21 protein-coding genes are annotated in these 25,137 nt (G+C 64.3%); 15 read left to right on the top strand and 6 right to left on the bottom strand.

Annotation, left to right across the window (positions count from 1 at the left end; all coding sequences use genetic code 11):
* Positions 1 to 44: 44 nt before the first annotated feature.
* Positions 45 to 2,303 carry an ATP-dependent DNA helicase gene (locus tag VGL01_RS12665; RefSeq protein WP_414720241.1) on the top strand — a complete coding sequence of 753 codons (2,259 nt, stop codon included), beginning with the start codon at positions 45 to 47 and terminating at the stop codon, positions 2,301 to 2,303.
* Between the two features lie 110 nt (positions 2,304 to 2,413).
* Here the strand turns inward: VGL01_RS12665 and VGL01_RS12660 are convergent, their stop codons facing one another.
* Positions 2,414 to 3,274 (bottom strand): outer membrane protein assembly factor BamD, encoded by an 861-nt coding sequence (locus tag VGL01_RS12660; RefSeq protein WP_414720245.1) that lies wholly within the window; start codon positions 3,272 to 3,274, stop codon positions 2,414 to 2,416.
* A gap of 71 nt (positions 3,275 to 3,345) precedes the next feature.
* Here VGL01_RS12660 and VGL01_RS12655 point away from each other — a divergent pair, with 71 nt between their 5' ends.
* From VGL01_RS12655 to phaR, 6 genes are all read left to right on the top strand, one after another.
* Positions 3,346 to 4,542, top strand: a complete 1,197-nt coding sequence (locus tag VGL01_RS12655) for an RluA family pseudouridine synthase (protein ID WP_331569762.1) — start codon at positions 3,346 to 3,348, stop codon at positions 4,540 to 4,542.
* A gap of 49 nt (positions 4,543 to 4,591) precedes the next feature.
* The gene (gene pgeF, locus VGL01_RS12650) at positions 4,592 to 5,416 is read left to right on the top strand and encodes a peptidoglycan editing factor PgeF (protein ID WP_331569760.1); all 825 of its coding nucleotides are present in this window, start codon (positions 4,592 to 4,594) and stop codon (positions 5,414 to 5,416) included.
* Between the two features lie 339 nt (positions 5,417 to 5,755).
* Positions 5,756 to 7,642, top strand: coding sequence for a class I poly(R)-hydroxyalkanoic acid synthase (gene phaC / locus VGL01_RS12645; RefSeq protein ID WP_331569758.1), 1,887 nt, complete (start codon positions 5,756 to 5,758; stop codon positions 7,640 to 7,642).
* A gap of 98 nt (positions 7,643 to 7,740) precedes the next feature.
* Positions 7,741 to 8,922, top strand: a complete 1,182-nt coding sequence (locus tag VGL01_RS12640; protein ID WP_331569756.1) for an acetyl-CoA C-acetyltransferase — start codon at positions 7,741 to 7,743, stop codon at positions 8,920 to 8,922.
* A gap of 101 nt (positions 8,923 to 9,023) precedes the next feature.
* Positions 9,024 to 9,764: a 3-ketoacyl-ACP reductase gene (locus VGL01_RS12635; protein ID WP_331569754.1), complete on the top strand. Its 741-nt coding sequence runs from the start codon at positions 9,024 to 9,026 to the stop codon at positions 9,762 to 9,764.
* Between the two features lie 152 nt (positions 9,765 to 9,916).
* Positions 9,917 to 10,489 carry a polyhydroxyalkanoate synthesis repressor PhaR gene (phaR, locus tag VGL01_RS12630; protein ID WP_331569752.1) on the top strand — a complete coding sequence of 191 codons (573 nt, stop codon included), beginning with the start codon at positions 9,917 to 9,919 and terminating at the stop codon, positions 10,487 to 10,489.
* Positions 10,490 to 10,521: 32 nt separating this feature from the next.
* Here the strand turns inward: phaR and VGL01_RS12625 are convergent, their stop codons facing one another.
* Entirely contained in the window at positions 10,522 to 11,415 is an 894-nt protein-coding gene (locus VGL01_RS12625) for an alpha/beta hydrolase (protein ID WP_331569750.1), read from the bottom strand.
* Between the two features lie 229 nt (positions 11,416 to 11,644).
* Between VGL01_RS12625 and rimO the strand changes: the two genes are divergently transcribed.
* The 3 genes from rimO to VGL01_RS12610 all read left to right on the top strand — a co-directional run bounded on the left by rimO (position 11,645) and on the right by VGL01_RS12610 (position 15,550).
* Positions 11,645 to 13,042 carry a 30S ribosomal protein S12 methylthiotransferase RimO gene (rimO, locus tag VGL01_RS12620; protein ID WP_331569748.1) on the top strand — a complete coding sequence of 466 codons (1,398 nt, stop codon included), beginning with the start codon at positions 11,645 to 11,647 and terminating at the stop codon, positions 13,040 to 13,042.
* 92 nt (positions 13,043 to 13,134) lie between these two features.
* On the top strand, positions 13,135 to 14,319 hold the full coding sequence (bktB, locus tag VGL01_RS12615; protein ID WP_331569746.1) for a beta-ketothiolase BktB: 1,185 nt from the start codon (positions 13,135 to 13,137) through the stop codon (positions 14,317 to 14,319).
* A 43-nt stretch (positions 14,320 to 14,362) separates the two neighbouring features.
* The gene (locus VGL01_RS12610; RefSeq protein WP_331569744.1) at positions 14,363 to 15,550 is read left to right on the top strand and encodes a cystathionine beta-lyase; all 1,188 of its coding nucleotides are present in this window, start codon (positions 14,363 to 14,365) and stop codon (positions 15,548 to 15,550) included.
* 39 nt (positions 15,551 to 15,589) lie between these two features.
* On the opposite strand, the gene serB is transcribed toward VGL01_RS12610, so the two are convergent.
* Positions 15,590 to 16,441, bottom strand: coding sequence for a phosphoserine phosphatase SerB (serB, locus tag VGL01_RS12605; RefSeq protein ID WP_331569742.1), 852 nt, complete (start codon positions 16,439 to 16,441; stop codon positions 15,590 to 15,592).
* Positions 16,442 to 16,705: 264 nt separating this feature from the next.
* Here serB and VGL01_RS12600 point away from each other — a divergent pair, with 264 nt between their 5' ends.
* Positions 16,706 to 17,272, top strand: coding sequence for a DUF6013 family protein (locus tag VGL01_RS12600; RefSeq protein ID WP_331569740.1), 567 nt, complete (start codon positions 16,706 to 16,708; stop codon positions 17,270 to 17,272).
* Between the two features lie 29 nt (positions 17,273 to 17,301).
* On the opposite strand, the gene VGL01_RS12595 is transcribed toward VGL01_RS12600, so the two are convergent.
* Positions 17,302 to 18,108 carry an ABC transporter permease gene (locus VGL01_RS12595; RefSeq protein ID WP_331569738.1) on the bottom strand — a complete coding sequence of 269 codons (807 nt, stop codon included), beginning with the start codon at positions 18,106 to 18,108 and terminating at the stop codon, positions 17,302 to 17,304.
* Positions 18,105 to 18,797 carry an ABC transporter ATP-binding protein gene (locus VGL01_RS12590; protein WP_331569736.1) on the bottom strand — a complete coding sequence of 231 codons (693 nt, stop codon included), beginning with the start codon at positions 18,795 to 18,797 and terminating at the stop codon, positions 18,105 to 18,107. The genes VGL01_RS12595 and VGL01_RS12590 overlap by 4 nt, the downstream gene beginning before the upstream one ends.
* Before the next feature lie 210 nt (positions 18,798 to 19,007).
* On the opposite strand from VGL01_RS12590, the gene VGL01_RS12585 reads away from it, so the two are divergent.
* From VGL01_RS12585 to VGL01_RS12575, 3 genes are all read left to right on the top strand, one after another.
* Positions 19,008 to 21,308 (top strand): AsmA family protein, encoded by a 2,301-nt coding sequence (locus VGL01_RS12585; RefSeq protein WP_331569734.1) that lies wholly within the window; start codon positions 19,008 to 19,010, stop codon positions 21,306 to 21,308.
* Positions 21,309 to 21,369: 61 nt separating this feature from the next.
* Positions 21,370 to 22,962, top strand: coding sequence for an ABC-F family ATPase (locus tag VGL01_RS12580; protein ID WP_331569732.1), 1,593 nt, complete (start codon positions 21,370 to 21,372; stop codon positions 22,960 to 22,962).
* Positions 22,963 to 23,072: 110 nt separating this feature from the next.
* Positions 23,073 to 24,512, top strand: coding sequence for an aldehyde dehydrogenase family protein (locus VGL01_RS12575; RefSeq protein WP_331569730.1), 1,440 nt, complete (start codon positions 23,073 to 23,075; stop codon positions 24,510 to 24,512).
* 84 nt (positions 24,513 to 24,596) lie between these two features.
* Here VGL01_RS12575 and VGL01_RS12570 read toward each other — a convergent pair whose 3' ends face one another.
* Positions 24,597 to 24,800, bottom strand: coding sequence for a DUF1289 domain-containing protein (locus tag VGL01_RS12570; protein ID WP_331569728.1), 204 nt, complete (start codon positions 24,798 to 24,800; stop codon positions 24,597 to 24,599).
* Between the two features lie 115 nt (positions 24,801 to 24,915).
* Between VGL01_RS12570 and VGL01_RS12565 the strand changes: the two genes are divergently transcribed.
* Positions 24,916 to 25,095 carry a hypothetical protein gene (locus tag VGL01_RS12565; protein WP_331569726.1) on the top strand — a complete coding sequence of 60 codons (180 nt, stop codon included), beginning with the start codon at positions 24,916 to 24,918 and terminating at the stop codon, positions 25,093 to 25,095.
* The last annotated feature ends 42 nt before the right edge of the window (positions 25,096 to 25,137 follow it).

Genomic DNA, 25,137 nt, shown 5'->3' with positions numbered 1-25,137 from the left:
CCGGCGCTGCGACTTGACGCCGGACGGAGCAGGAATCGCTTGCCTTGAATTCATCGCCGGATCAATCTTCGAACGCCGCGGGGCGCACCGGTGCACCGCAGCGAGACACTTCCATCGCATTGAGCGCGAAGCGCGGGACCGAGCTGGACGCGATTTTCGCGGCCGACGGTGTGCTCGCCCGCGCCATCGACGGCTATAGGCCGCGAGCATCCCAGATCGAAATGGCGCGCGCCGTGGCGGCGACGATGGAAGCATCGGCTCGCGCGTTGCCCGAGCCGGCGATGTTCGAGTTGCAGCGCCGGCCGGCGAGGCGGCTCTCGGGCGAGGGCTACCAGCAAGGCCAAGACCCAGGCAAAGTCGACGAGACCGGCAGCGTTTCGCACGGAGAAGACAGCGGCGAGAATACGCTGATCGTCGAGGCGGGCACGGGTACGGGGAAGACCTTTGCCTACCTCGTCCCCGCGATGCTCTGGGGCGGCAAGGTCGTCATTTCGACCGGTACGAAGCACTTGCAAGACCAGCTCTTCGCGCGCGACATTCCGACCGTCCGCGACGCGCTCGCGGTACCGGTCAGCGTCGCCATGCTCAAGGGGCGCGCCAACTACCTGTGCCACTACTACCTGCAGCGTACCGCCGATAACGGGCGGCTGCCTTCGCGGCAGGAGACGACCTATTTGCAGGACATCGTCCGCTTCGCGAAGATCACGAAGTCCGGCGACAAGGCGGAGCTCGCGAGCGTGCCGGAGACGGCCCAGGTCTGGTCGATGGTGACTTCCACGCGCGAAAACTGCCTCGGGCAGGAGTGTCCGAATTACAAGGACTGCTTCGTCATGCAGGCGCGCCGCGAGGCGCAGCAGGCCGATATCGTCGTCGTGAACCACCATCTGTTTTTCGCCGACATCATGTTGCGCGATACCGGCATGGCCGAGCTGTTGCCGACAGCCAATACGATCGTCTTCGACGAAGCGCATCAATTGCCGGAGACGGCCACCTTGTTTTTCGGCGAAACGCTTTCCACGGCGCAATTGCTCGAGCTCGCGCGCGACACGGTCGCCGAAGGGCTCGTCCATGCGCGCGATGCCGTGGAATGGGTCAAGCTCGGCGCCGCACTCGAGCGCGCAGCGCGCGACGTCCGGCTAACCTTCAGGGAAGATTCGCTGCGAGTCTCGGCAGCCCAGCTCGGCGAGAGCCATCCGCTTTATGCGGCGCTCGATGCACTGGACGCGGCGCTCGAGACGCTGGCTCAGGCGCTGGCTGCACAGGCCGAGCGCGCCGAATCGCTCGGTGCCTGCCTGCGGCGCGCCCGTGAATTGCAGGATCAATTGGCGCGCTGGATCGCGGCGCCGAGGCCTGCAGCCGACGCCGAACGAGCCGCTTCGGCGAGCCCTGAGCCGAGAGCCGCGTCCGAGAATACCGACGATCGTATTCACTGGGTCGAGGTGTTCTCGCACAGCGTTCAATTGCACGAGACCCCGCTTTCGGTTGCGCCCATTTTCGCGAAGCAGCGCGCAGGGGTGCCGAGGGCATGGATCTTTACGTCGGCGACGCTTTCCGTACGCGGCGATTTCACCCACTATGCGGCGCAGATGGGTCTCGATGCCAAGCGCTCGATGACGTTGCCGAGTCCGTTCGACTACGGCACGCAAGGGCTGCTTTATGTGCCGCGCAATTTGCCGCAACCGTCGTCGCCGGCGTTTACCGATGCCGTCTTCGATGCGGCGCTGCCAGCCATCGAAGCGGCCGGCGGCGGCGTCTTCGTGCTTTGCACGACGCTGCGCGCCGTAGATCGCATCGCGGCGAAGCTGCGCGACGTCATCGAGACACGTGGCTGGTCGACGCCGCTATTGACTCAGGGGGATGCGAGCCGTACGGAACTGCTCGACCGTTTCCGTGCGTACGGCAATGCGATTCTCGTGGGAAGTCAAAGCTTCTGGGAGGGCGTCGATGTGCGCGGCGATGCGCTGTCGCTCGTCGTCATCGATAAGTTGCCTTTCGCGCCACCCGACGATCCGGTGTTGTCGGCGCGGCTCGATGTCCTGACGAAGAAAGGTTTGAGCCCGTTCGCGGTCCATCAGGTACCGCAGGCCGTGATTACCCTGAAGCAAGGGGCGGGGCGGCTCATTCGGGCGGAAACCGATCGGGGCGTGTTGATGATCTGCGACACGCGCCTCGTCGAGAAGCCCTATGGCAAACGCATCTGGCAGAGTCTTCCGCCGTTCAAGCGTACGCGTGAAATCGAAGTCGTGCGGGAGTTCTTTGCCGAGCGAACGCAGGATGCCGTACGCGACGCCGAAGCGTCATAGCTCTGCCGGCATTGCCGGATCGCTCGGTTGCATCCATCCGATATACGCAGGGGAGCGCGCCGCGTTGAGTCGGCGGGCGCGGCGGCGCTCGTTTCATCCCCGCGTGAATCTCACCAGATTTGCCACCAGGCCTTCTTCGTACCCGGACGCGGGCGACCCGTGATGTAGGGGCTGTCGGGGAACGTTGCCGCCAGCACCCGGCGCGAATCTTCGGCGAGCTGCGGCTCATTGAGCTTGGTGTACGACAGCATCATCAAATGCAGCGCATCTTCGATCGCCGGCGCGTTCTTGTATTCCTTGATCGCCCGCTGAGCACGGTTGATCGAAGCGACATAGGCGCCGCGCCGGTAGTAGTAGTCGGCCGCATGGACTTCGTACGAGGCGAGCGCATTGACGATATAACGCATGCGCGCCGCCGCATCGGGGGCGTATTTGCTATCCGGATATTTGTCGACGACGATCTTGAACGCGTCATACGACTCGCGCAGCGATTTCGGATCGCGCTCGCTCATGTCCTGCCCGGAGAATCGTCCGAAGAGGCCGAGATCGTCATTGAAGTGGATCATCCCTTTCAGGTAGTACGCGTAGGCGATATCGGGATGATCGGGGTGCAGCTTGATGAAGCGGTCGATGGCCTGATCGGCCGCCGCCGCTTCGTTGTCCTTCCAGTTGCAGTACGCAACGTTGATCTGAGCTTGTTGCGCGAAGTGGCCGAACGGATCGCGGCCTTGCAGCGCTTCGAAGTATTTCGCGCACTTGCCCCAGTCGCCACCCGTGAGGGCGTCTTGCGCCTCCGAGTATAATTTGTTGTTCGACCAGGTCACCGTCTCGTCGGTCTTTTGGGGCAGGCCGTGGCAACCTGTCACGATCAATGCGGCAGCCGCCAGCGAGAGGCTCGCTGCCGCGGGCCGGACGACGCGCCGGGCGGTGCTTTCGAGTGCGTGCCCGGCCGCGCGAATGGCCGATCGCATCATGGTGTTCGAGGCTTGCCGCATTTCTCCATGCTTCCTAGCTATCAGTCTCACTCAGTGACCCAGTTTTAATGACCCGCAAAAGTCCTTCAGGCGCCGAGCCCGGCTCCAAAGATCGAAGCGCCGATTATAGCCGAAGCATTGACCGCGCCGACGCCCTCGGCGGCGCGCTCACCGACGGCGAGCGCACGCAGCCGATGGCGAGCGTCGCCGCGCCGGCCCCGCGCAGCGCCTGTGTGCCGGCCGCGCTTGCCGGCGAACGGCTCGATAAAGTGCTCGCCCGGGTATTCCCCGAGTTTTCCCGCAGCCGGTTGCAAACGTGGGTGGAGGCCGGTCGCGTACGCGTGAACGGAATGCCGTCGAAGGTGCGCCAAGCGGTGCCGCTCGATGCGGTGATCGAGCTCGAGCCCGATCTGCTGCCCGAGCAACTGGCTTTTGCGCCCGAGCCGCTCGAACTCGATATCGTCTACGAGGACGATGCGCTCGTCGTCATCGACAAACCGGCTGGACTCGTCGTTCATCCGGCCGCCGGCAATTGGAGCGGCACGATCCTGAACGGATTGCTGCATCGCTACGGCGAGGCCGCGGCCGGGCTGCCCCGGGCGGGGATCGTGCACCGGCTCGACAAGGACACCTCGGGACTGATGGTCGTCGCGCGCACGCTCGAAGCGCAGACCGACCTCGTTCGCCAACTGCAGGCGCGCACGGTCAAGCGGCGTTACGTCGCGTTGGTCTGGGGCGCAACCCCGGACGAAGGTACGATCGACGCGCCGATCGGACGCGATCCGCGCGAGCGTACGCGTATGGCCGTGGTTGCGGGTGCGGCGGGCAAGCCCGCGCGCACGCATTTTCGCCGCATCGATGAAACGCTCTGGAACCGGCAGCCCATCTCCGCGGTGCATTGCGATCTCGAGACGGGGCGCACACATCAGATTCGCGTGCATTGCGCGCATATCGGGCATCCGCTGCTGGGCGATCCGATTTACGGCAACGCGCGCGGCAGGCGTTCGACCATTCCGTTGCCGGGTGGTTTTGCGCGCCAGGCGCTGCATGCGTGGCGTCTCGGGCTCATTCATCCGGCAACAGGGCGCGCAATGCAGTGGCGCGCCGAAGTGCCGGCCGATATGGCGGAGCTCGCACGGGAACTGGGATTCGGCGCCGAGGCCGAGGTGCCGCTCGATGCAACGGACGCCGGATTCGACGAGGCCTGGCAAGCGGGCGAGTCCGGCGCGTTCGAGTTCGATGACGCCGACGATGACCTCGAGTGAGGTCCCGCCATGCGCAATCGCTAACGAAAACGACAAGGGAAGGCTCACAATGAATCGCGCGGAATTGACGCAGGCCGATTGCGTGGTGCCCTCGTGGCAAGTATCTCCGCGTGTGCGGGCACTCGTGACGACGCGCGCGGGCGGCGTCAGTCTGCCGCCCTATGGACGCTTCGCCGAAGGCGTCGAGCAGCCTGGCGGCCTCAACCTTGGGTTGCATACCGGCGACGATCCGGCGCGGGTCGCGGAAAATCGCGCGCGGCTGGCGGCGCTGACCGGCGCGCGCGTGGCCTGGCTCGATCAGGTCCACGGCGATGCGGTGGCGAGCGCGCAGGACGCGGTGGCAGCGGCGCAGCCCTTGCGCGCCGATGCGTGCGTCACGGCTGCGACGGGGCTGGCGTGTACGGTGATGGTGGCCGATTGTCTGCCGGTGCTGCTTTGCGATCCGGCAGGCCGCGCGGTCGGTGCGGCACACGCGGGGTGGCGGGGTCTGGCGGCCGGTGTAGTCGAAAAGGCGGCTGAGCGCGTGGCCCAGCTGGCCGGGGTTCCCACGGCTTCGCTGCAGGCCTGGCTCGGTCCGGCCATCGGCCCGCGGGCTTTCGAGGTTGGCGCCGAGGTGCGCGACGCGTTCATGCAGGGTGCCGGCGATGCCCGAGACGCGGAGGCCACGGTGCGAGCGTTCGTACCCCGCGAGAACGCGCCGGGCAAGTATTGGGCGGATCTTTATGCGTTGGCGCGCTTACGGCTGGCCCGGCTCGGTCTGGCGCAAGTGGGCGGCGGCGGGGCGTGCACGGTCAACGAGCGCGAGCGGTTCTACTCGTTTCGCCGCGACGGCAGGACGGGGCGCATGGCCGCGTTGATCTGGCTTGCCGATTGAGCGGAACGGCTGCAGCAATGCGCTGCACAAAGATGTAGCGCACAAACGCCGCTGGCGGTCCGTGCGCTGGCGGACGCCCGGCGACGGCCGGGAGCGGCCGACGCATGCAACGCCAAGCCGGGCCGGAGGCTCGGCCCGATCAATCGATATCGGGAAAACGATAATAAAAAACTTATCGCGGTGCGGCAAAATCGGCCCAAGCATTGACATATTTTGCGCCTGGGAGACAGAATGGCCGCTCGCAAGGGTGAGCGCATGAAGGTCATGAGGGTTCGCCCCGACCGCGCTTCACACCCGCCTTTCAACCAGTCTTCCGAGACTCACCGGTCATAAGCGGGTATGTCTGCATCAAAACGTCCATCAGCTTCCTCTCATCCCGATACCTCCTCGACGAGCGAGCAGCAGGCCGGAACCGGCCCCGCCGAGGCCCAGCGAATGTTCGATGCATGGATGAACGCGTGGCGCGCGTTCGCCGAGAAGATGCCGCGGCCGGGCGCGGGCCCAGCGGGCGCGGCCATGAACGGCACCGCGATGCCGTTCCCGTTCATGATGCCGCCGATGCCTGGGGCGGCGCCCGGAATGGGCAGTGCGGCCGCGCCGGCATTCGATACGCTGAAGGTGCCTGTCGCTTCGGTGCCGCCGGAGCGATTGCAGCAACTGCAGGCCGACTATTCGCGCGAGTGCCTCGAACTCATGAAGCAATTCGGCGCGCCCGGTCTGGCCGCGCCCGAATTGCCCGATCGGCGCTTTTCGTCCGACGCATGGAAATCGTCGCCGGCGTTCGCGTACATGGCTGCCTGGTATTTGCTCAACGCACGCTATCTGCAGGAGCTTGCCGAGGCGCTCGATACCGATCCGAAGACCCGCGAGCGCATTCGCTTCGCAGTCCAGCAGTGGACCGCGGCCACCTCGCCGAGCAACTTTCTCGCGCTCAATCCCGAAGCACAAAAGACGCTGCTCGAAAGCCACGGCGAGAGCCTTCGCCAGGGCGTGATGAACCTGTTGTCCGATCTGCGGCGCGGGAAGATCTCGCAAAGCGACGAATCGCGCTTCGTGGTCGGCAAGAATCTCGCCTCGACGGAAGGTGCCGTCATCTTCGAAAACGAGCTGATGCAGCTCATCCAGTACAAGCCGCGTACCGAGAGCGTTTTCGAGCGGCCGCTCCTGATGGTGCCGCCTTGCATCAACAAGTACTACATCCTCGATCTGCAGCCCGAGAGTTCGCTCGTGGCTCATGCGCTGGAGTGTGGGCACCAGGTCTATATGATCTCGTGGCGCAATCCGGATACGACGCTCGCGGCAAAGACCTGGGACGACTACATGACGGACGGCGTGCTCGCCGCGATCGAGGTGGTGAAGGCCGTCAGCGGGCGCGAGCAGATCAATACGTTCGGTTTTTGCATCGGCGGGACGATGATTGCGTCCGCGCTCGCCGTGCTGGCGGCACGCGGCGAGCACCCCGCGGCGTCGATGACGCTGCTCACGGCGATGCTCGATTTCTGCGACACGGGCGTGCTCGACGTCTTCGTCGACGAAGCGCATGTGCGCATGCGCGAGCAGACGATCGGCGGGGCGAACGGCACGCCGCCGGGCCTGATGCGCGGCATCGAGTTTGCCAACGCATTCTCGTTTCTGCGGCCGAACGACCTGGTCTGGAACTATGTCGTCGATAACTATCTGAAGGGCCGCACGCCGACCTCGTTCGATCTGCTTTATTGGAACAGCGACTCGACGAATTTGCCGGGGCCGATGTATGTCTGGTACCTGCGCAACACGTATCTGGAAAACAAGATGCGCGAGCCCGGGGCGCTGACCGTATGCGGCGAGGCGCTCGATCTGTCGCGCATCGACGTACCCACGTTCATTTACGGTTCGCGAGACGACCATATCGTGCCGTGGCGGACCGCTTATGCGTCCGCGCCGCTGCTCACGGGTCCGAAGCGGTTCGTGCTCGGTGCGTCGGGCCACATCGCCGGTGTCATCAATCCGCCCGCGAAGGGCAAGCGCAGCTACTGGGCGCACGAGACGAAGGAGCGCGAGCTCGATGCCGATCCCGATGCATGGCTCGGTGCCGCCGTCGAAAAGCCCGGTAGTTGGTGGCCGGAATGGATCTCCTGGCTCGATCAATACGGCGGCAAGAAAGTGAAGCCCCGTGCGCAGCTCGGCTCGGCCGGTTATCCGGTCATCGAGCCGGCGCCGGGGCGCTATGTGCAACAGCGCGACTGACGCGCACTCGACGACGGGTATCGCGTCATGTTCGGCGCGATCGTTTTCAACTGGACGAGGTGCGGTTCTTGGAGCCGCCTCGCTCGAAGGAGCTTCAAATGACAGACGTAGTGATCGTATCGGCTGCCCGCACGGCGGTCGGCAAATTCGGCGGCTCGTTGGCGCGCATCGCGGCGCCGGAGCTCGGCGCAACGGTGATCCGCGCGGTGCTGGAGCGCGCGGGGGTGAAGCCGGAGCAGATCAGCGAAGTGATCATGGGGCAGGTACTGGCGGCTGGCTCGGGTCAAAACCCGGCGCGCCAGTCGCTCATCAAGGCGGGACTACCCTCCGCGGTGCCCGGCATGACGATCAACAAGGTCTGCGGCTCGGGACTCAAGGCGGTGATGCTCGCCGCCAACGCGGTCATCGCGGGCGACGCGGACATCGTTGTGGCCGGCGGCCAGGAAAACATGAGTGCCGCGCCGCATGTGCTGCCGGGCTCGCGCGACGGTTTTCGCATGGGCGATGCGAAGCTCGTGGATTCCATGATCGTCGACGGCCTCTGGGACGTGTATAACCAGTACCACATGGGTGTCACCGCGGAGAATGTCGCCAAGGAACACGGGATCACGCGTGAGGAGCAGGACAAGTTCGCGGCGCTCTCGCAAAACAAGGCCGAGGCGGCCCAGAAGGCGGGTCGGTTCGACGACGAGATCGTGCCGGTCGACATCCCTCAGCGTAAGGGCGAGCCCGTGCGTTTCGCGACCGACGAGTTCGTGCGTCACGGCGTCACGGCGGAGTCGCTCGCGGGCCTGAAGCCGGCGTTTTCGAAGGAAGGCACGGTGACGGCCGCGAATGCATCGGGCCTGAACGACGGCGCGGCCGCGGTGCTCGTCATGTCGGCCAAAAAAGCCGAGGCGCTCGGGCTCACGCCGCTTGCGCGCATCAAGGCCTATGCCAACGCGGGCGTGGATCCGAAGGTAATGGGCATGGGTCCGGTGCCGGCATCGCGTCGGTGCCTCGAGCGCGCCGGCTGGTCGGTCGGCGATCTCGACCTCATGGAGATCAACGAGGCATTCGCGGCTCAGGCGCTTGCGGTTCACAAGCAAATGGGCTGGGATACGTCGAAGATCAATGTGAACGGCGGTGCGATCGCGATCGGTCACCCGATCGGAGCGTCCGGCTGCCGAATTCTCGTCACGCTGCTGCACGAGATGAAAAAGCGTGACGCGAAGCGGGGCCTCGCGTCGCTGTGTATCGGTGGTGGAATGGGCGTCGCGCTGGCCGTCGAGCGAGTCTGACGCCGGGCGGCATGAGGGCCGCCGGCGCGCCGCGCCTGGGCGGGCGGCGAAGACGAGGGGCTCGCATGGGCCCCGCAGAAAACGAAAATGGAGCGTGATTCATGAGTCAGCGAATTGCATACGTAACCGGCGGAATGGGTGGCATCGGCACCGGTATTTGTCAGCGCCTTCACAAACAGGGCTTCAAGGTGGTCGCCGGCTGCGGGCCGAACTCGCCGCGCCGCGTGACATGGCTCGAGCAGCAAAAGGCGCTCGGCTTCGAGTTCGTCGCCTCGGAGGGCAATGTCGGCGATTGGGAATCGACCAAGGATGCGTTCGACAAGGTCAAGGCCGAAGTCGGCGAAGTCGACATCCTCGTCAACAATGCGGGCATTACGCGCGATGTCGTGTTTCGCAAGATGACGCATGAAGACTGGACCGCGGTCATCGACACGAACCTCACGAGCCTTTTCAACGTGACGAAGCAGGTCATCGACGGAATGGTCGAGCGCGGATTCGGGCGTGTCATCAACATTTCGTCGGTCAACGGCCAGAAAGGGCAGTTCGGCCAGACCAACTATTCGACGGCGAAGGCCGGCATCCACGGCTTTACGATGGCGCTCGCGCAGGAAGTGGCGACCAAGGGCGTGACTGTCAATACGGTTTCGCCGGGCTATATCGGAACGGATATGGTCAAGTCGATTCGCTCGGACGTGCTCGAGAAGATCATTGCGACGATTCCCGTGCGCCGGCTCGGCACGCCGGACGAGATCGCGTCGATCGTGGCGTGGCTCGCATCGGACGAGTCCGGCTTTGCCACGGGTGCCGACTTCTCGTTGAATGGCGGTTTGCACATGGGCTGACGCGGGGGCGGCTGGCAGGCTTTCATGCCCCGGCCGCTTTTCGCATCAGAGCGTTTCGGTTTCGGGGGTCCGGCCTGCCCGCGTTGCGCGGGCAGGCGCGCGGGCGCCATTACAGCGCTGCGTTTGCGTTTGCGTTCATAAAGAAGGCGTACATGTCGACTACAAAGAAAACAGCCGAGCGATTCATCAAAAAATATCCGAACCGCCGGCTCTATGACACGGAGACGAGCACCTACATCACGTTGAGTGACGTGAAGCAACTCGTGCTCGAGCAGGAGGAGTTCAAGGTCATCGACGCCAAGACCAACGAAGATCTGACGCGCAGCATTTTGCTGCAGATCATCCTCGAGGAGGAAAGCGGCGGCGTACCGATGTTCTCGTCATCGATGCTCTCGCAGATCATCCGTTTTTACGGGCACGCGATGCAGGGCATGATGGGGACCTACCTGGAAAAGAACATCCAGGCCTTCATCGACATTCAGAACAAGCTCACCGAGCAATCGAAAAACCTTTACGAAGGCAACGCGCTCAACCCCGAAGTCTGGTCCCAGTTCATGAACATGCAGGCGCCGATGATGCAGGGCATGATGACGAGCTATATCGAACAGTCGAAGAACATGTTCGTCCAGCTGCAAGAGCAGATGCAGAACCAGGCGAAGACCATGTTCAGCACCTTTCCGTTCAACAAGCCGGGCAGCGCCGGGCCCGAGCCCGAGAAAAAGTAACCCGCGCTCGACGCCCGAACGTCCGGCCAGCCTCAGCCCAGATGTCCCAGGAGTGCATCGGCGACGGCTTCGGGCGCTTCGCGCGGCGGAAAATGCCCGACTCCGTCGAGCACGAGGCGTCGGTAGCCCCCTGTGAAATGGCGCTCCTGGCCGGCGGAAAGCTCCGGTTCGTCGCACCCGTCCGCGCCGCCCTGGATCATCAGCGTAGGTGTCGACAGCGTTTCGATTGCATGCAGCCGCAACCGTAGCGGCTCGTAATCGGGGTCGGTCAGGTCGCCCGTGCACCAGCGCGTGCGGTAGCCGTTGAGCGTGATTTCCGCCCAGTCGGGATTGTCGAAGGCGCGTGCGGTCGCCTCGAATTCCGCATCGTCGAACCAGCCCGGCGGGGACCACGTTTCCCACTGGATCCGGGCGAAGCCTTTCGGGTCCCGTCGCACCGCGGCCGGGCCATCGTCGAGCGTCATGAACCATTGATACCAGAAGCGGCGCGCCTGAGCGAACGTGTCCGGCAGCTCGAAAGCGCCTTTCGGCTGAAAGGCCAGGGCGATTGCCGCGATACGCTTCACGCGTTCCGGAAGGAGCGCCGCGAGCGTGTAGGCCACGCGAGCGCCCCAATCGTGGCCGATCACATCGAAACGCGCGATACCGAGCGCGTCGGCCAGATCGATGGCGTCCTGTGCCAATGCGACGCCAGTGCCGTCGCGCATCGTGTCGTTGCGCAGGAAACGCGTCGCGCCGAACCCGCGTAATTCGGGCACGATGGTGCGCCATCCCGCGGCGTTGAGCCGCGGGGCGATGCCGAGCCAGGCGCGCGCGGAATCGGGCCAGCCGTGCAGCAGCAGAACCGGCGGACCGTCGGTCGGGCCCGTGTCCGTGTAGGCGATATCGAGTTTGGCGGTTCGAACGTGACGTGGATGATCGAGCATCGCTTTTCTCCGCGGAAAATCGTGCAGGATGGGGCGGGCCGGGGCCGCGCAGTTCAGAAAGGTTACCGCAGAGCGCGCATGAGTGCCTTGCGTCGGGCCGAGCCGGCGCCGGTGCGACGCGGTACAATACGCGGTTTTCCGTCATATCGGACAACGGGCCGGAACGCGCGTCGTTCGCAGCCTTTCCCCGCTACGCGCCATTCGTTCCTGTTATCGCTGGATCCATCACATGCCCCAGAGTTCTTCTCCCGTCGCGGCTATGCCTACGCCTGCGGCCCCCAAGGTCGGTTTCGTCTCGCTCGGCTGCCCGAAGGCCCTCGTCGACTCCGAGCAGATCATTACGCAGCTGCGGGCGGAGGGCTACGAGATTTCCGGCACCTACGACGGAGCCGATCTCGTAGTAGTCAACACCTGCGGTTTCATCGACGAGGCGGTGCAGGAAAGCCTCGACGCCATCGGCGAAGCGCTGACGGAAAACGGTAAGGTCATCGTGACCGGTTGCCTCGGCGCGAAAAAGAGCGCGAGCGGCTCCGGCCTCATCGAAGAGGTTCATCCGAAAGTCCTGGCCGTGACGGGACCGCACGCGCTGGGCGAGGTCATGCAGGCGGTGCACAGCCATTTGCCGAAACCGCACGATCCGTTCGTCGACCTCGTTCCGCCGGCCGGTATCAAGCTGACACCGCGGCACTATGCCTATCTGAAGATTTCCGAAGGCTGCAATCATCGCTGCAGCTTTTGCATCATCCCGTCGATGCGCGGCGACCTGGTATCGCGTCCGGTCGCCGAAGTCATGCTCGAGGCCGAAAATCTCTTCAAGTCGGGAGTGAAGGAGCTGCTTGTCATCTCGCAGGACACGAGCGCCTACGGGGTCGACGTCAAATTCCGCACGGGCTTCTGGAACGGCCGCCCCCTCAAGACGCGCATGACCGAGCTCGTCGGCGCCCTCGGCGAACTGGCCGCACAGTACGGCGCCTGGGTGCGTCTGCACTACGTCTACCCGTACCCGCATGTCGACGAGATCATTCCGATGATGGCCGAGGGGCCCTACCAGGGCCATTTGCTGCCCTACCTCGATGTGCCGTTCCAGCATGCCGATCCGCAGGTGCTCAAGCGCATGAAGCGCCCCGCCAACGCCGAGCGCACATTGGAGCGTGTGGCGGCCTGGCGACGCATGTGCCCCGATCTCACGATCCGCAGCACGTTCATCGCAGGATTCCCCGGCGAGACGGAAGCGCAATTCGAGACGCTCCTCGAATTCATTCGGGCCGCGGAGCTCGATCGCGTCGGCTGCTTCGCGTACTCTCCTGTCGAGGGTGCAAGTGCGAACGAGCTCGATGGCGCGCTGCCCGACGAAGTCCGCGAGGCGCGCCGCGCGCGTTTCATGGAAGTGGCCGAGGAAGTGTCGGCCAAGCGCATGACGCGCAAGGTCGGCAAGACGGTCAAGGTGCTCATCGACGAAGTTCATGCCGAAGGCGGGATCGGCCGTACGGCTGCCGACGCGCCGGAGATCGACGGCGTCGTCTACGTCGCGCCGGCTACGAAGGCGTCGAAGCGCTACAAGGTCGGCGAGTTCGTGTCGGTCCGGATCACGGGCGCCGACAGCCACGATCTATGGGGAGAGGTCTGAGCGGCGGCTCCCCGCCGATCCCCGACATTCGCCGCACTTCGCTGCCTTGATGTATCGGCATCGTACCGACAACCTCGACTACGGAGACAGCAATGCAACGTGAAGTGGTGATAGTGAGCGGTGTACGCACGGCGATCGGCGATTTCGGTGGCAGCCTCAAGGACTTTGCGCCGACCGAGCTCGGCGCGCGCGTCGTCAAGGAAGCGCTTCGCCGTGCGGGAGTATCGGGCGAGGACGTTGGACACGTCGTTTTCGGCAACGTGATTCAAACCGAGCCGAAGGACATGTATCTCGCGCGCGTGGCGGCGCTCAACGCCGGTGTGGCGCAGCATGCACCGGCCATGACGGTCAACCGGCTATGCGGTTCGGGCCTGCAGGCGATCGTATCCGCCGCGCAAAGCATCTTGCTCGGCGACGCCGAGATTGCCGTTGCAGGCGGCGCCGAAAGCATGAGCCGGGCGCCCTATATCGCGCCGGCTGCCCGCTTCGGACAGCGCATGGGCGACGCGCGCTTCGTCGACATGATGCTCGGCGCGCTGCACGATCCGTTCGAGTCGTTTCATATGGGTGTGACCGCCGAAAACGTGGCCCGCCGGTACGGCATCACGCGTGAAATGCAGGACGCGCTCGCGGTCGAATCGCACCGGCGCGCTTCGCGCGCCATCCGCGAAGGCTACTTCCGCGATCAAATCCTGCCCATCGCATCGCAGGGCAAGAAAGGCGAAACGATCTTCGATACGGACGAGCACGTCCGTCATGACACGTCGGCCGCCGATCTCGCGCGCCTGAAGCCCGTCTATCAGAAGGAGGGCGGAACGGTGACGGCCGGCAACGCATCGGGTATCAATGATGGCGCCGGCGCGCTCGTGCTGATGGAGCATGGTACAGCCAAGGCGCGCGGGATCGCGCCGCTCGCGCGGCTCGTCGCGTACGGGCACGCGGGTGTCGACCCCGCCTACATGGGCATCGGACCTGTGCCGGCCACACGCCAGGCGCTCGAGCGGGCCGGGCTGCAAGTGAGCGATCTCGATGTGATCGAAGCAAACGAGGCGTTCGCGGCACAGGCCTGCGCGGTGTCGGCCGAGCTCGGCTTCGATCCGACCAAGGTCAACCCGAACGGCTCGGGCATTTCGCTCGGGCATCCGATCGGCGCAACCGGTGCCATCATCGCGGTCAAGACGATCTACGAACTGGCTCGCAGCGGCGGGCGCTACGGCCTCGCGACGATGTGCATCGGCGGCGGCCAGGGTATCGCCGCGATCTTCGAGCGGATTTGAAGGGCGAGGGGCCGCTTCTTTACTCTTCCAACATCAACCGAACATGACCGATTCGAAATCTAAGCGCGCGCCGCAAACGCGCGTCGTCCATCCCGACATCGAGCTCGCACCCGGCTTTGCGTCGTTCGCCGCGCCGGTCATGCGGGCGTCGACCGTCGTTTTTCCCGATCTGGCGGCCGTGCGCGCGGCCGATTGGCGCGACGAATCGCAATGGCGTTACGGGCTGCATGCCACGCCGACCTCGGCGGCGCTCGCCCAGCGCATTGCCGCGATCGAGGGCGGGCAATACGCACTGCTGCAACCGTCGGGTCTGGCCGCCATTTCGAACGTCTACTTCGGGATCGTGAAGGCTGGAGACGACGTGCTCATTCCCGATAACGTCTATTCGCCCAATCGCGACCATGGACAATGGCTCGCGCGCGATTTCGGTGTGACGGTCCGCTACTACGATCCGCTCGTGGGCGCAGGGATTGCCGATCTGATTCAGCCCAATACACGGCTCATCTGGATCGAGGCGCCGGGTTCGGTGACGATGGAAGTACCGGACGTGCGGGCGATCGTGTCGGCCGCGCGCGAGCGTAACGTCGTGACCGCCATCGACAACACCTACTCGGCGGGCCTCGCCTTCCGTCCGTTGGAACTGGGCGTCGACATCTCGGTCCAGGCATTGACCAAGTATCAGTCGGGCGGCAGCGATGTGCTCATGGGGGCGACGATCACGATCGATCGCGACTTGCATTTGAAGCTCAAGCAAGCGCGCATGCGTCTCGGCGTCGGTGTCTCGGCCGACGACTGTTCGCTCGTTTTGCGCAGTCTGCCGAGCATGAAGGCGCGCTTCGAAACGCATGACCGCACGGCGCTTGCGCTAGCGCGCTGGCTCGAGACGCGAGGCGAGATTGCGGCAGTGCTGCACCCGGCCTTCGAGGATTGCCCGGGGCACGACGTGTTCATGCGCGAGTTCACGGGCGCGGGCGGGCTGTTCTCGGTCGTCTTCGATGCGCGCTACAGCCCGGCGCAAATCGACGCGTTCGTCGAGGCACTCGAACTCTTTGCAATCGGCTGGAGTTGGGGCGGGGCGCACAGCCTCGCCATGCCGTACGACGTGGCGAAGATGCGGACTGCCTCGCAATGGCCGCATCGCGGCACGCTGGTACGCTTTTATGCAGGTCTAGAAGACGAGTCGGACCTTCGAGCCGACATCGAGCGGGCGATGGCGTCGGCCCTCGGCTGACAGTGGTATCGATGACGGGCGTGCGCCGTCATCGTCGCATCAGGCCGTGGGTTCGAGCAGGCGCAAGAGCCCATCGAGTCCCACGTGATTGAACGCCACGTCCGCAGCGGCACGCACGACAGGCTTGGCGCGAAACGCGACGGACAACCCCGCCTCCGCCATCATCTCCAGGTCGTTCGAGCCGTCGCCGAGGACGATCGCCCGCGAGGTGGGAATGCCGAGTTTGTCGCAGGTTTCCCGAACGGTCCGTGCCTTGACGCTCGCGTTCACGATTTCCCCGATCACCTTGCCCGTCAGCTTGCCGTCCACGATTTCGAGCGAATTGGCTCGTGTGAAATCGAGGCTCAGGCGTGATTTCAATCGATCGGTAAAAAAGGTGAACCCGCCCGAGACCAGCAACGTACGCATGCCCGCGGCCTGCGCCGCTGCAAGCATCGTTTGCGCGCCAGGAGAAAGCTGTAACCGTTGCGCATAAACCTGGTCGAGCGCGCTGGCATCGAGCCCCTCGAGCAGCGCTACGCGGGCGATCAGGCTTTCGTTGAAGTTCTTGATCTCGCCGCGCATCGCTGCCTCCGTGATGGCGGACACCTCGGCCTTCAGGCCGCAGAAATCGGCGATTTCGTCGATGCATTCGATCGTGATCAGCGTCGAATCCATATCCATGGCGACGAGCCCGAAATCGCGCCAGCCCAGGCCCGGCCGAACGAACGCATAATCGAGAGCGTGCGTTTCGCAGTAAGCCTCGATATCGCCGCGTTGAGCTTCATCGGCCTCGACGATGCGCACGGCGCGGGCATCGATCGGCTCGGCGTGCTTGCCGTGGGCGAGAGCAACGAGCGGTTTGAGATGGGCGGCCGGGAGCGGCTCGGTGCTCTGGATGACGAGGTTCATGGCGATGCAAAGAGGGGAGTTGCCGGGCCGCGCGATGCGAGCCTTTCGAAAATCCGCCTATTGTAGCGGTAGCCGCGCGGCCGAGCATCACATTGCCGTCCAAGCTTAGCTGGGCGAGGAATACAAGCGGGACAAGCCCCGATCGCTTTCGTCCAACGATGTGCCGCGGTTGGCGTTAGACTGGCATCGCATCGTCCAGCGGTCACTGAAATCGCATCGTTGCATGACACGCCGTCGTGCGCAGCTCGAAAAGGAGGTGCCAGCATGAGTGTTCACCGCAGATCGTTTATTGAATCGTCTGCCGCTTGGGCTCGCGTCGCCGTATGCGCCGCGGCTCTCTCGAGTGTCGCCGCATACGCCGCGCCGCCCATCACGGTGACGTCGAAGGCACCCGCCGACGGGCCGACTAAATACACGGTCAAGGTTGCGTCGAAGGTCTTCGGCAACGTTCAGGAAACGCGCACGATCAGTTCGGGGCAGACCGACGACTACAACTGGAAGACGGCACCGCCCGGCGGCGCCGTTGCAGTCCCGGAGAATTGTCCGAATCGCTCCGAGATGACGCTCGATCCCAACGGCGCGGCGATGCGCTCGCTCAGCATCCGGCTCGCGCCAGTCGTGGCGGCTGACGGTACAGCCACCGTGCAGATGAGCGTGCAGGGCACGGCACCCAAAGGCAAGGCGGCGATGAAGGCGGGCGGTAAGACGTTGCAGTGTCCGCAACTCGCGACCCTCAGTCAGATCGTGCGCTTCACGATGCCGACCAACGGCAGCGCGAAGATGGTTGCTCTGAGCGACGGCTCGAAGGTGACCGTCTCGGCGCAACGCTGACCGGCCCGCATAGGCCCGCATAGGCCGCATCAGGCCGCCTCACGCTCGCTCAGATGTGCGGCAAGAAAGCGGTGCTCGGGGGAGAAAAGACGCCTGTACGTCAGCAGGACCGCGCCCAGGGTGCCGAGCGCGGATGAGGCCGCAATCAGAAACATGATGACGATCTGATACCGGACTGCCTGCAGCGGAGGTTGCCCCGCGAGCACTTGTCCGGTCATCATGCCGGGCAGGCTCACGACGCCGACCACGCTCATCTGGTTCAGCGTTGGGATCATGCCTGCGCGCACGGCCTCGCGGGCCGGCGCCCGCGCAGCCTCCCAGCGCGTCGCGCCGAGCGCCAGCGCCATTTCCACGCGATCGCGCCGCGCGGTCAATGCCTCCGTCATGCGCTCGATCGCGAGCGATACACCGGTCAGCGTATTGCCGAGAATCATGCCGAGGATCGGAATCGCATACTGCGGTGCATACCAGGGATGAATGCGGATCACGGCGAAAAGACCGATTGCCGCGACGAGCCAGGCGCTGAGCCAGATCGATACGACGCTGTCCACGCGCTGGCCGCGATAGCTGTGCGTGCCGCGGGATGCCCCCGCGAACCCGGCGACGAGCGTCATCAATGCCATGAGCGGCAAGACCACGTACCAGCGGTCGAATCGGAAGACCCAGCCGAGCACGTAACCGATCGCGAGCAACTGCACGACGGTCCGTATGGCCGCGAGCGCGAGCTTGCGACCCAAGCCGAGCGAGAGCGCGGCGGACACCGCGCCGTTGACGACGATGAGCAGCGTCGCGATGGCCACATCGGCGAGGCTCAACGCTTGAAGCGGGGCGTTCATCGATGGATCTCCTCACAGGCGTTCAAGCGCCCCGCCTGCATCGTGAGCCGGCTCGTGCCGACGCGGCCTGCCTGCGCCGGGTCGTGCGAGACCCACATCGACGCACGCGCGTGTTCGCCGGCCCAAAACCAGTCGTCGACGAGCGCCTCGACGGCCTGTGTCGTTTGGGGATCGAGCGAGGCGGTCGGTTCGTCGAGGAGCAGGACCTCGGGATCGAGCTGCAGGACACGGATCAATGCCGTGAGCTGGGCTTCGCCGCCGGAGAGTTCGCTCGCGCGTTTATCGAGAAAACCGACCGTGCGACCCGCGCGCTTGGCGAGGTATGCGGCTCGCGCGCGATCGAATCGCCGATCGCGGTACACGCCGAGCAGATACGGGTAGCGCAGGTTGTCTTCGACGGTGCCGTCGACAAGGGCGGGCCGTTGCTTCACATAGGCGATGCTCGAGCGATAGCGCGGGATGGCTTTTCGGTCGACATCGCGGCCATGCCAGCAGATGCGCCCGGCCTCGAGCGGATCGAGCAGCGCCAGTGCGCGCAGCAAGACGCTTTTTCCGGCTCCAGATGGGCCGCTTACGGCGATGCGCTCGCCGGCCGCCAATGCGAAGTCGGTCGAAAAGAGCAATGTCTCCGCGGTGCGCGCATCGCGGCGAACGATGCCGAACGCCTGCACGAGGGGAAGGGCGGACATCGGAGAAAATTCGTCAAGTGGGGATGAAATGCGATGCGGACCGGCGCCGGTGCCGCCTGACCGCCATGCTGCTGCGACATGATAGACGATCGGGGCGGCCTGCGCGGCCGCCATTTTCGCGCGGCACACTCCTTGCTGAATTTCGGGTCATGATGGTCGCGCATCGGGCGGCTGCCGAGTTCGTCGCCGTTCGCGTACGCCGGAGTCCTTATGCCGATTCGATCCGTTCCGCGTACTGCCGGCAAAGTGCTTGCCTGGACACTTGCCGTTATCGTCGTGCTGATCGCCGTGCTTGCGGTGGCGCTCGTCACATTCGACTGGAACCGCGCGCGGCCGTGGGTGGACGATAAGGTTTCGCAAGCCATCGGCCGCCCGTTCGCGATCAACGGCGATCTGCGCGTCTCCTGGCAGCGGCCTGCCGGCGAGCACGGATGGCGGGCGTGGGTGCCGTGGCCGCGATTTTCGGCCCATCGCGTGAGCATCGGCAATCCCGACTGGACACACGCGCCGCAGTTCGCGACGGCCGACGAGATTTCATTCACGGTCGAGATGCTGCCGCTTCTCGCTCATACGATCTCGGTGCCGACGATCGATCTCGTGAGCCCGTCGATCGACCTCGAGCGCCTGGCCGACGGGCGCGAGAACTGGACCTTCACGCTGCCCAAATCGAAGAATCCGACGCGCTGGACGGTACGCCTTGCCAATCTCGGCTTCTCGAAGGGCGAGATCGCGCTGAATGACGCGCTCAAGAAAATCGATCTCGCAATCGGTGTGGATACGCTGGGCAAACCGCTCGCGATAGGCGATGTGCTCAAGCAGCAAGAGGCGGCCTCGCGCGAAAGCGCAGCGCATACCGTTGGGCAGGGAGGCGCTCGCAAGCTGGCGGCGCAAAAGAAGGGCCCCGCGGTTGCGTCCGAAGCGTCGGCCGCGGCGGCGTCGGCAGCCTCCGCGGTGCCGACGAGCGAGGCGCAGGAAGTGTCGAAGCCCGCTCCCAATCCGCGCGATCTTTACGCGTTGGGATTTACGGCAAAGGGGCACTATCGGACGACCGCGGTCGAGGGCAGCGGCAAGCTGGGCAGCGTGCTGTCGCTGCGCGACGCGCATCGACCTTTCCCCTTGCAAGTCGATGTCAAGGTGGGCGACACGCGGCTCGCGCTCGTCGGAACGCTGACCGATCCGCTGCATCTGGCCGCGCTCGATGTGCGGCTGTGGTTGCAAGGTGCGAGTTTGTCGCACCTTTACCCAATCCTCGGAGTGACGCTACCGGACACGCCGCCTTACGCGACGGATGGGCGGCTCGCGGGGCACATCAGGACCGGCGACACGGTGCTGACCTATAGCGGCTTCACCGGACGCGTCGGCGAGAGCGATCTGGAGGGAACGCTGAGCTATAGCGGGCGCGACTCACGGCCGCTGTTGACCGGCAACGTGGAGTCGCGTCTGCTGCGTTTTGCAGACCTCGCGCCCGTCGTGGGCGCCGATACGAACGCCAGCAAGGCGCGCCGCGGGGCGGCCGTGAAACAGCCGGCCGATCGGGCTTTGCCGGTCGAGTCGTTCAAGACCGACCGGTGGCATGCGATCGATGCCAACGTGACGTTCACGGGCAAACGCATCATCAGGAATCCCGATCTTCCCGTGACCGATCTCTATACGCACGTGCTGCTGAAAGGCGGCGCGCTGACATTCGCTCCGCTGCGTTTCGGCGTGGCCGGCGGCACGCTGGCGTCGGAGCTGCATCTGGATGGCAGTGCGGTCCCGCTGAAGGCCCGCATGTCGCTGTCGGCGCGCCATTTGAAGCTCAAGCAGTTGTTCCCGAAGCAAAAGAGCATGGAGTCGGCCTTGGGCGAGGTGAATGGCGATGCGGCGCTGTCGGCCACCGGCAATTCCCCGGCGGCGCTGGCTGCGACGATCGACGGGGAAACGAAAGTGCTCGTCACGGATGGGACCGTGAGCCAGTTGCTGATGGAAGAGGCGGGACTCAACGTCGCCAATATCGTCTATGAAAAGCTTTTCGGACACCGTAACGTCAATATCCGCTGCGGCGCGGCGGATTTCACGGCAACCAACGGCGTGCTCGAATCGAAGACTTTCGCCATCGACACGGACGACGCGTTGATCTCCATGAACGGTCACATCGATTTGCGCAACGAAACGATGGATCTCACGATTCATCCGCATACGAAGGGGTTGCGGGTGGTTTCGCTGCGTTCGCCGCTCTACGTGAAGGGTACGTTCAAACATCCCGACGTCGGCGTGAGCAAGGGGGCGCTGATCTTGCGCGCAGGCGCCGCAGTGGGGCTGGGGCTCATCAATCCGTTCGCCGCGCTGATCCCGCTCATCGCGCCGAGCCACAACAAGGACGTGCCGTGTGCCGCGCTGATGGCGAACATGCGGGAGGCCCCGAGCGCGCCGCCGCCCGGCGCGAAAACGGCCAGCCCGGCGCCGCGTGCGGCCAGCGCACCCGGCGGCGCGGCGGTTCAACCGGAAGCGCAAGCGCAGCACGGTGGGTGATGTCGCCGAAACTTGTTAAAATTACGAGTTTTTCGTCGAACACCACTCTGAGGGCCTCGCCGTGCTGTCTACCGCCAATATCACCATGCAATTCGGGCCGAAGCCGCTCTTCGAGAACATCTCCGTCAAGTTCGGCGAAGGCAACCGGTATGGCCTCATTGGCGCGAACGGCTGCGGGAAATCGACGTTCATGAAGATATTGGGCAGCGATCTCGAGCCGAGCTCGGGCACCGTCATGCTCGAGCCGAACGTGCGGCTGGGCAAGCTGCGCCAGGATCAGTTCGCGTATGAGGAAATGCGCGTTCTCGATGTCGTCATGATGGGCCATACCGAAATGTGGGCCGCGATGACCGAACGCGATGCGATCTACGCCAACCCGGAGGCGACGGACGACGACTACATGCACGCGGCGGAGCTCGAGGCGAAGTTCGCCGAATATGGCGGCTACACCGCCGAAGCGCGGGCCGGCGAGCTGCTGCTCGGCATCGGCATTCATATCGACGATCACAACGGACCGATGAGCAACATCGCGCCGGGCTGGAAACTGCGCGTGCTGTTGGCGCAGGCGTTGTTTTCGAATCCGGACGTACTGCTGCTCGACGAGCCGACCAACAACCTCGACATCAATTCGATCCGCTGGCTCGAGAATGTGCTCAACGAGTACAACTCGACGATGATCATCATCTCGCACGATCGCCACTTCCTGAACCAGGTCTGCACCCATATGGCGGACATGGATTACGGCACGCTGAAGGTTTATCCCGGCAATTACGACGACTACATGCTGGCGTCGGCGCAAGCCCGCGAGCGGCAGGCGGCCGCGAATGCCAAGGCGAAGGAGCGCATTGCCGATCTGCAGGACTTCGTGCGGCGCTTTTCGGCCAACAAGTCGAAAGCGAGACAAGCCACGAGCCGCCTCAAGCAGATCGACAAGATCAAGATCGAGGAATTCAAACCGTCGTCACGGCAGAACCCGTTCATCCGCTTCGAGTACGAAAAGAAGCTGCACAACATCGCGGTGGTGGCCGAAGGCATCACCAAGCGCTACGACCGGACGATTTTCGAGAACTTCAGCATCAGCGTGCAGCCTGCTGAACGTATCGCGATCATCGGCGAGAACGGTGCCGGCAAAACGACGTTGCTGCGCGCCCTACATGGCAACCTGGCGCTCGACGGCGGTCGCGTCAAATGGGCCGAAAACGCCAATATCGGCTATATGCCTCAGGATACGTACGAGGAATTTCCGGACGACGTGACGCTGACCGAGTGGATCGATGCCTACCGCAAGGAGGGCGACGACGATCAAATGGTGCGCGGCACGCTCGGGCGGTTGCTTTTCAATGCGGATGACATCAGGAAGTCGGTGAAGGTGCTCTCGGGCGGTGAAAAGGGGCGCATGATCTGGGGCAAGCTGATGCTGGGCCGGCACAACGTGCTGCTGATGGACGAGCCGACGAACCATATGGATATGGAATCGATCGAATCGTTGCAGGTCGCACTCGATAAATTCGACGGCACGCTGATCTTCGTTTCACACGATCGGGAGTTCGTGAGCGGCCTTGCGAACCGCATCATCGAGGTGCGAACCGATGGCACGCTGTATGACTTCGGCGGCAATTACGAGGACTTCCTGGCCAGTCAGGGTGTCGAGTAACCGTTCGCGTATGCCTTTCGTGAGTGCCTCGCGCTCGGATGGCGTACTGACGTCGTCGCGCCGCCGCCGCGCGTAGAATGCTCTGATCGCCTCGCGAGACGGGATTCGACATGAAAACGTACGAGCACCTATATATCGGCGGCAAGTGGCTGAAGCCGTCGTCAAGCGGCACGATCGACGTAATCGATTCAGGCACCGAAGCGGTCATGGGCCGCATTCCCGAGGGCGCGGCGGCCGATGCCGAGGCGGCCGTCGAGGCTGCGAAGCTCGCGTTCGAATCATGGGCCGCCACGCCCGCCGCTACGCGGGCCGAGTATCTGCAAAAGATTGCCGATGGGCTGAAAGCCCGCACCGAGGAACTCACGCAACTGATCTGCGGCGAGGTCGGCATGCCCATCAAGCTCGTACGCGCGATCCAGGTTGGCTCGCCCGTCTATCACTGGAACGCGTACGCGAAACTGGCTCGAGAATTCGCATTCGAAGAACGCGTGGGCAACTCGCTCGTGGTGCGCGAGCCGGTCGGCGTGGTCGCTGCCATCACGCCCTGGAACTATCCGCTCAACCAGATCACGCTCAAAGTGGCCGCGGCGCTTGCCGCAGGCTGCACCGTTGTCCTGAAACCCTCCGAAATCGCGCCCCTCAACGCATTCGTGCTGGCCGAAGTCATTCACGATGCAGGATTGCCGGCGGGCGTGTTCAACCTCGTGAGCGGCTACGGGGCGGTCGTCGGCGAGATCATCGCAAGCCATCCCTTCGTGGACATGGTCTCGTTTACCGGGTCCACGCGCGCGGGTAAGCGCGTTGCCGAACTCGCCGCGGCAACCGTGAAACGCGTCGCGCTCGAACTCGGCGGGAAATCGGCTTCGCTGATTCTCGACGACGCGGACTTTCCCACAGCCGTCAAGGCTACCGTTTCAGACAGCTTCCTGAATGCAGGCCAGACCTGCTCCGCGCATACGCGCATGCTCGTGCCCGAGTCGCGCTACGAGGAGGTACGTGAACTCGCGAAGCGGGCGGCCGAAGCCTATGTGCCGGGCGACCCGCGCAGCGAAACGACGCGCCTGGGCGCGCTGGCTTCGGCTGCGCAGCAGGCCCGCGTGCGCGCCTATATCGAGCGTGGCATGGAAGAGGGCGCGGAACTGGTGACGGGCGGCCCCGGCATGCCCGAAGGGTTGTCGAAAGGCTTTTTCGTCAAGCCGACCGTCTTCGGCCGCGTCCATCCGAAGGCGACCATCGCGCAGGAGGAAATCTTCGGCCCCGTACTCTCGATCCTGACTTACAAGGACGAGGAAGAGGCCGTTCGGATCGCCAACGATTCGCCCTACGGCCTTGCCGGTGCGGTCTGGGGGGGCGACGACGAGCGGGCGCATCGTGTCGCGCGGCGCATTCGGACGGGGCAGATCGACATCAATGGCGGCGACTGGAACATGCAAGCGCCTTTCGGTGGCTTCAAACAGTCGGGCTACGGTCGGGAAAACGGTACGTTCGGCCTCGAAGAGTACCTCGAGTACAAGTCGCTGCAATTCAAGCAGCCGAAGCCGGCCGGCTGACCAGGCTGACCAATCAGGCTGACCAATCGGCATCGGCTCGGCGCGCAGTTCGTGCACGGCTCGCTCGGGCCGAGCCGGGCGCACCTATAGCTTGTCGTACTGAAAGCGCATGGCGGTGCCTTCCTTCTCGATGCGCACCCAGACGGCACGCTTTTCCTCGTTGCTCATGAAAACCCAGTTCGAGACCTCGGTTGCCGTGCGTCCGCAGCCCTTGCAGATGTCGTCGAAAAGCGTCGAACACACGCCGATGCACGGGCTGTCCGGGACATCATGGAGATTGGAGGCCATTTGAAACCTTGGTAATAGACAGATCAGGCGCTATGGTAGCCCATACGCGCGGCACGCTTTTCCGTTCGCGCTGTCTCCCGAATGGGTATCGGAGGTCGCGGACAAGACCGGCCGAATGGCCGATCCGGTATTTTTTCCGCTGGACACCGCCGTGCAACGGGATAAAATTGCGCCCGTTTTCATCAGTCGCCGACGCCCGTCCATTCATGCGCAGCGGCGCGTCCAGCCGCTGTACCCTTTGCGCGACAGCCGGGCCGAATGCCGCGGTTTTTTTTTGGTCTTGCCTGGCGATTGATGATAGGTTTCGGGTTTTTCAGCGCGCGGCGCGTATCGCGCC

This window comes from Trinickia sp., assembly GCF_036503415.1.
In the GTDB taxonomy this organism is placed as follows: Bacteria; Pseudomonadota; Gammaproteobacteria; order Burkholderiales; family Burkholderiaceae; genus Trinickia.
The sequence above is the reverse complement of the archived record's forward strand: the minus strand, read 5'-3'. Positions and strand labels throughout refer to the sequence as shown.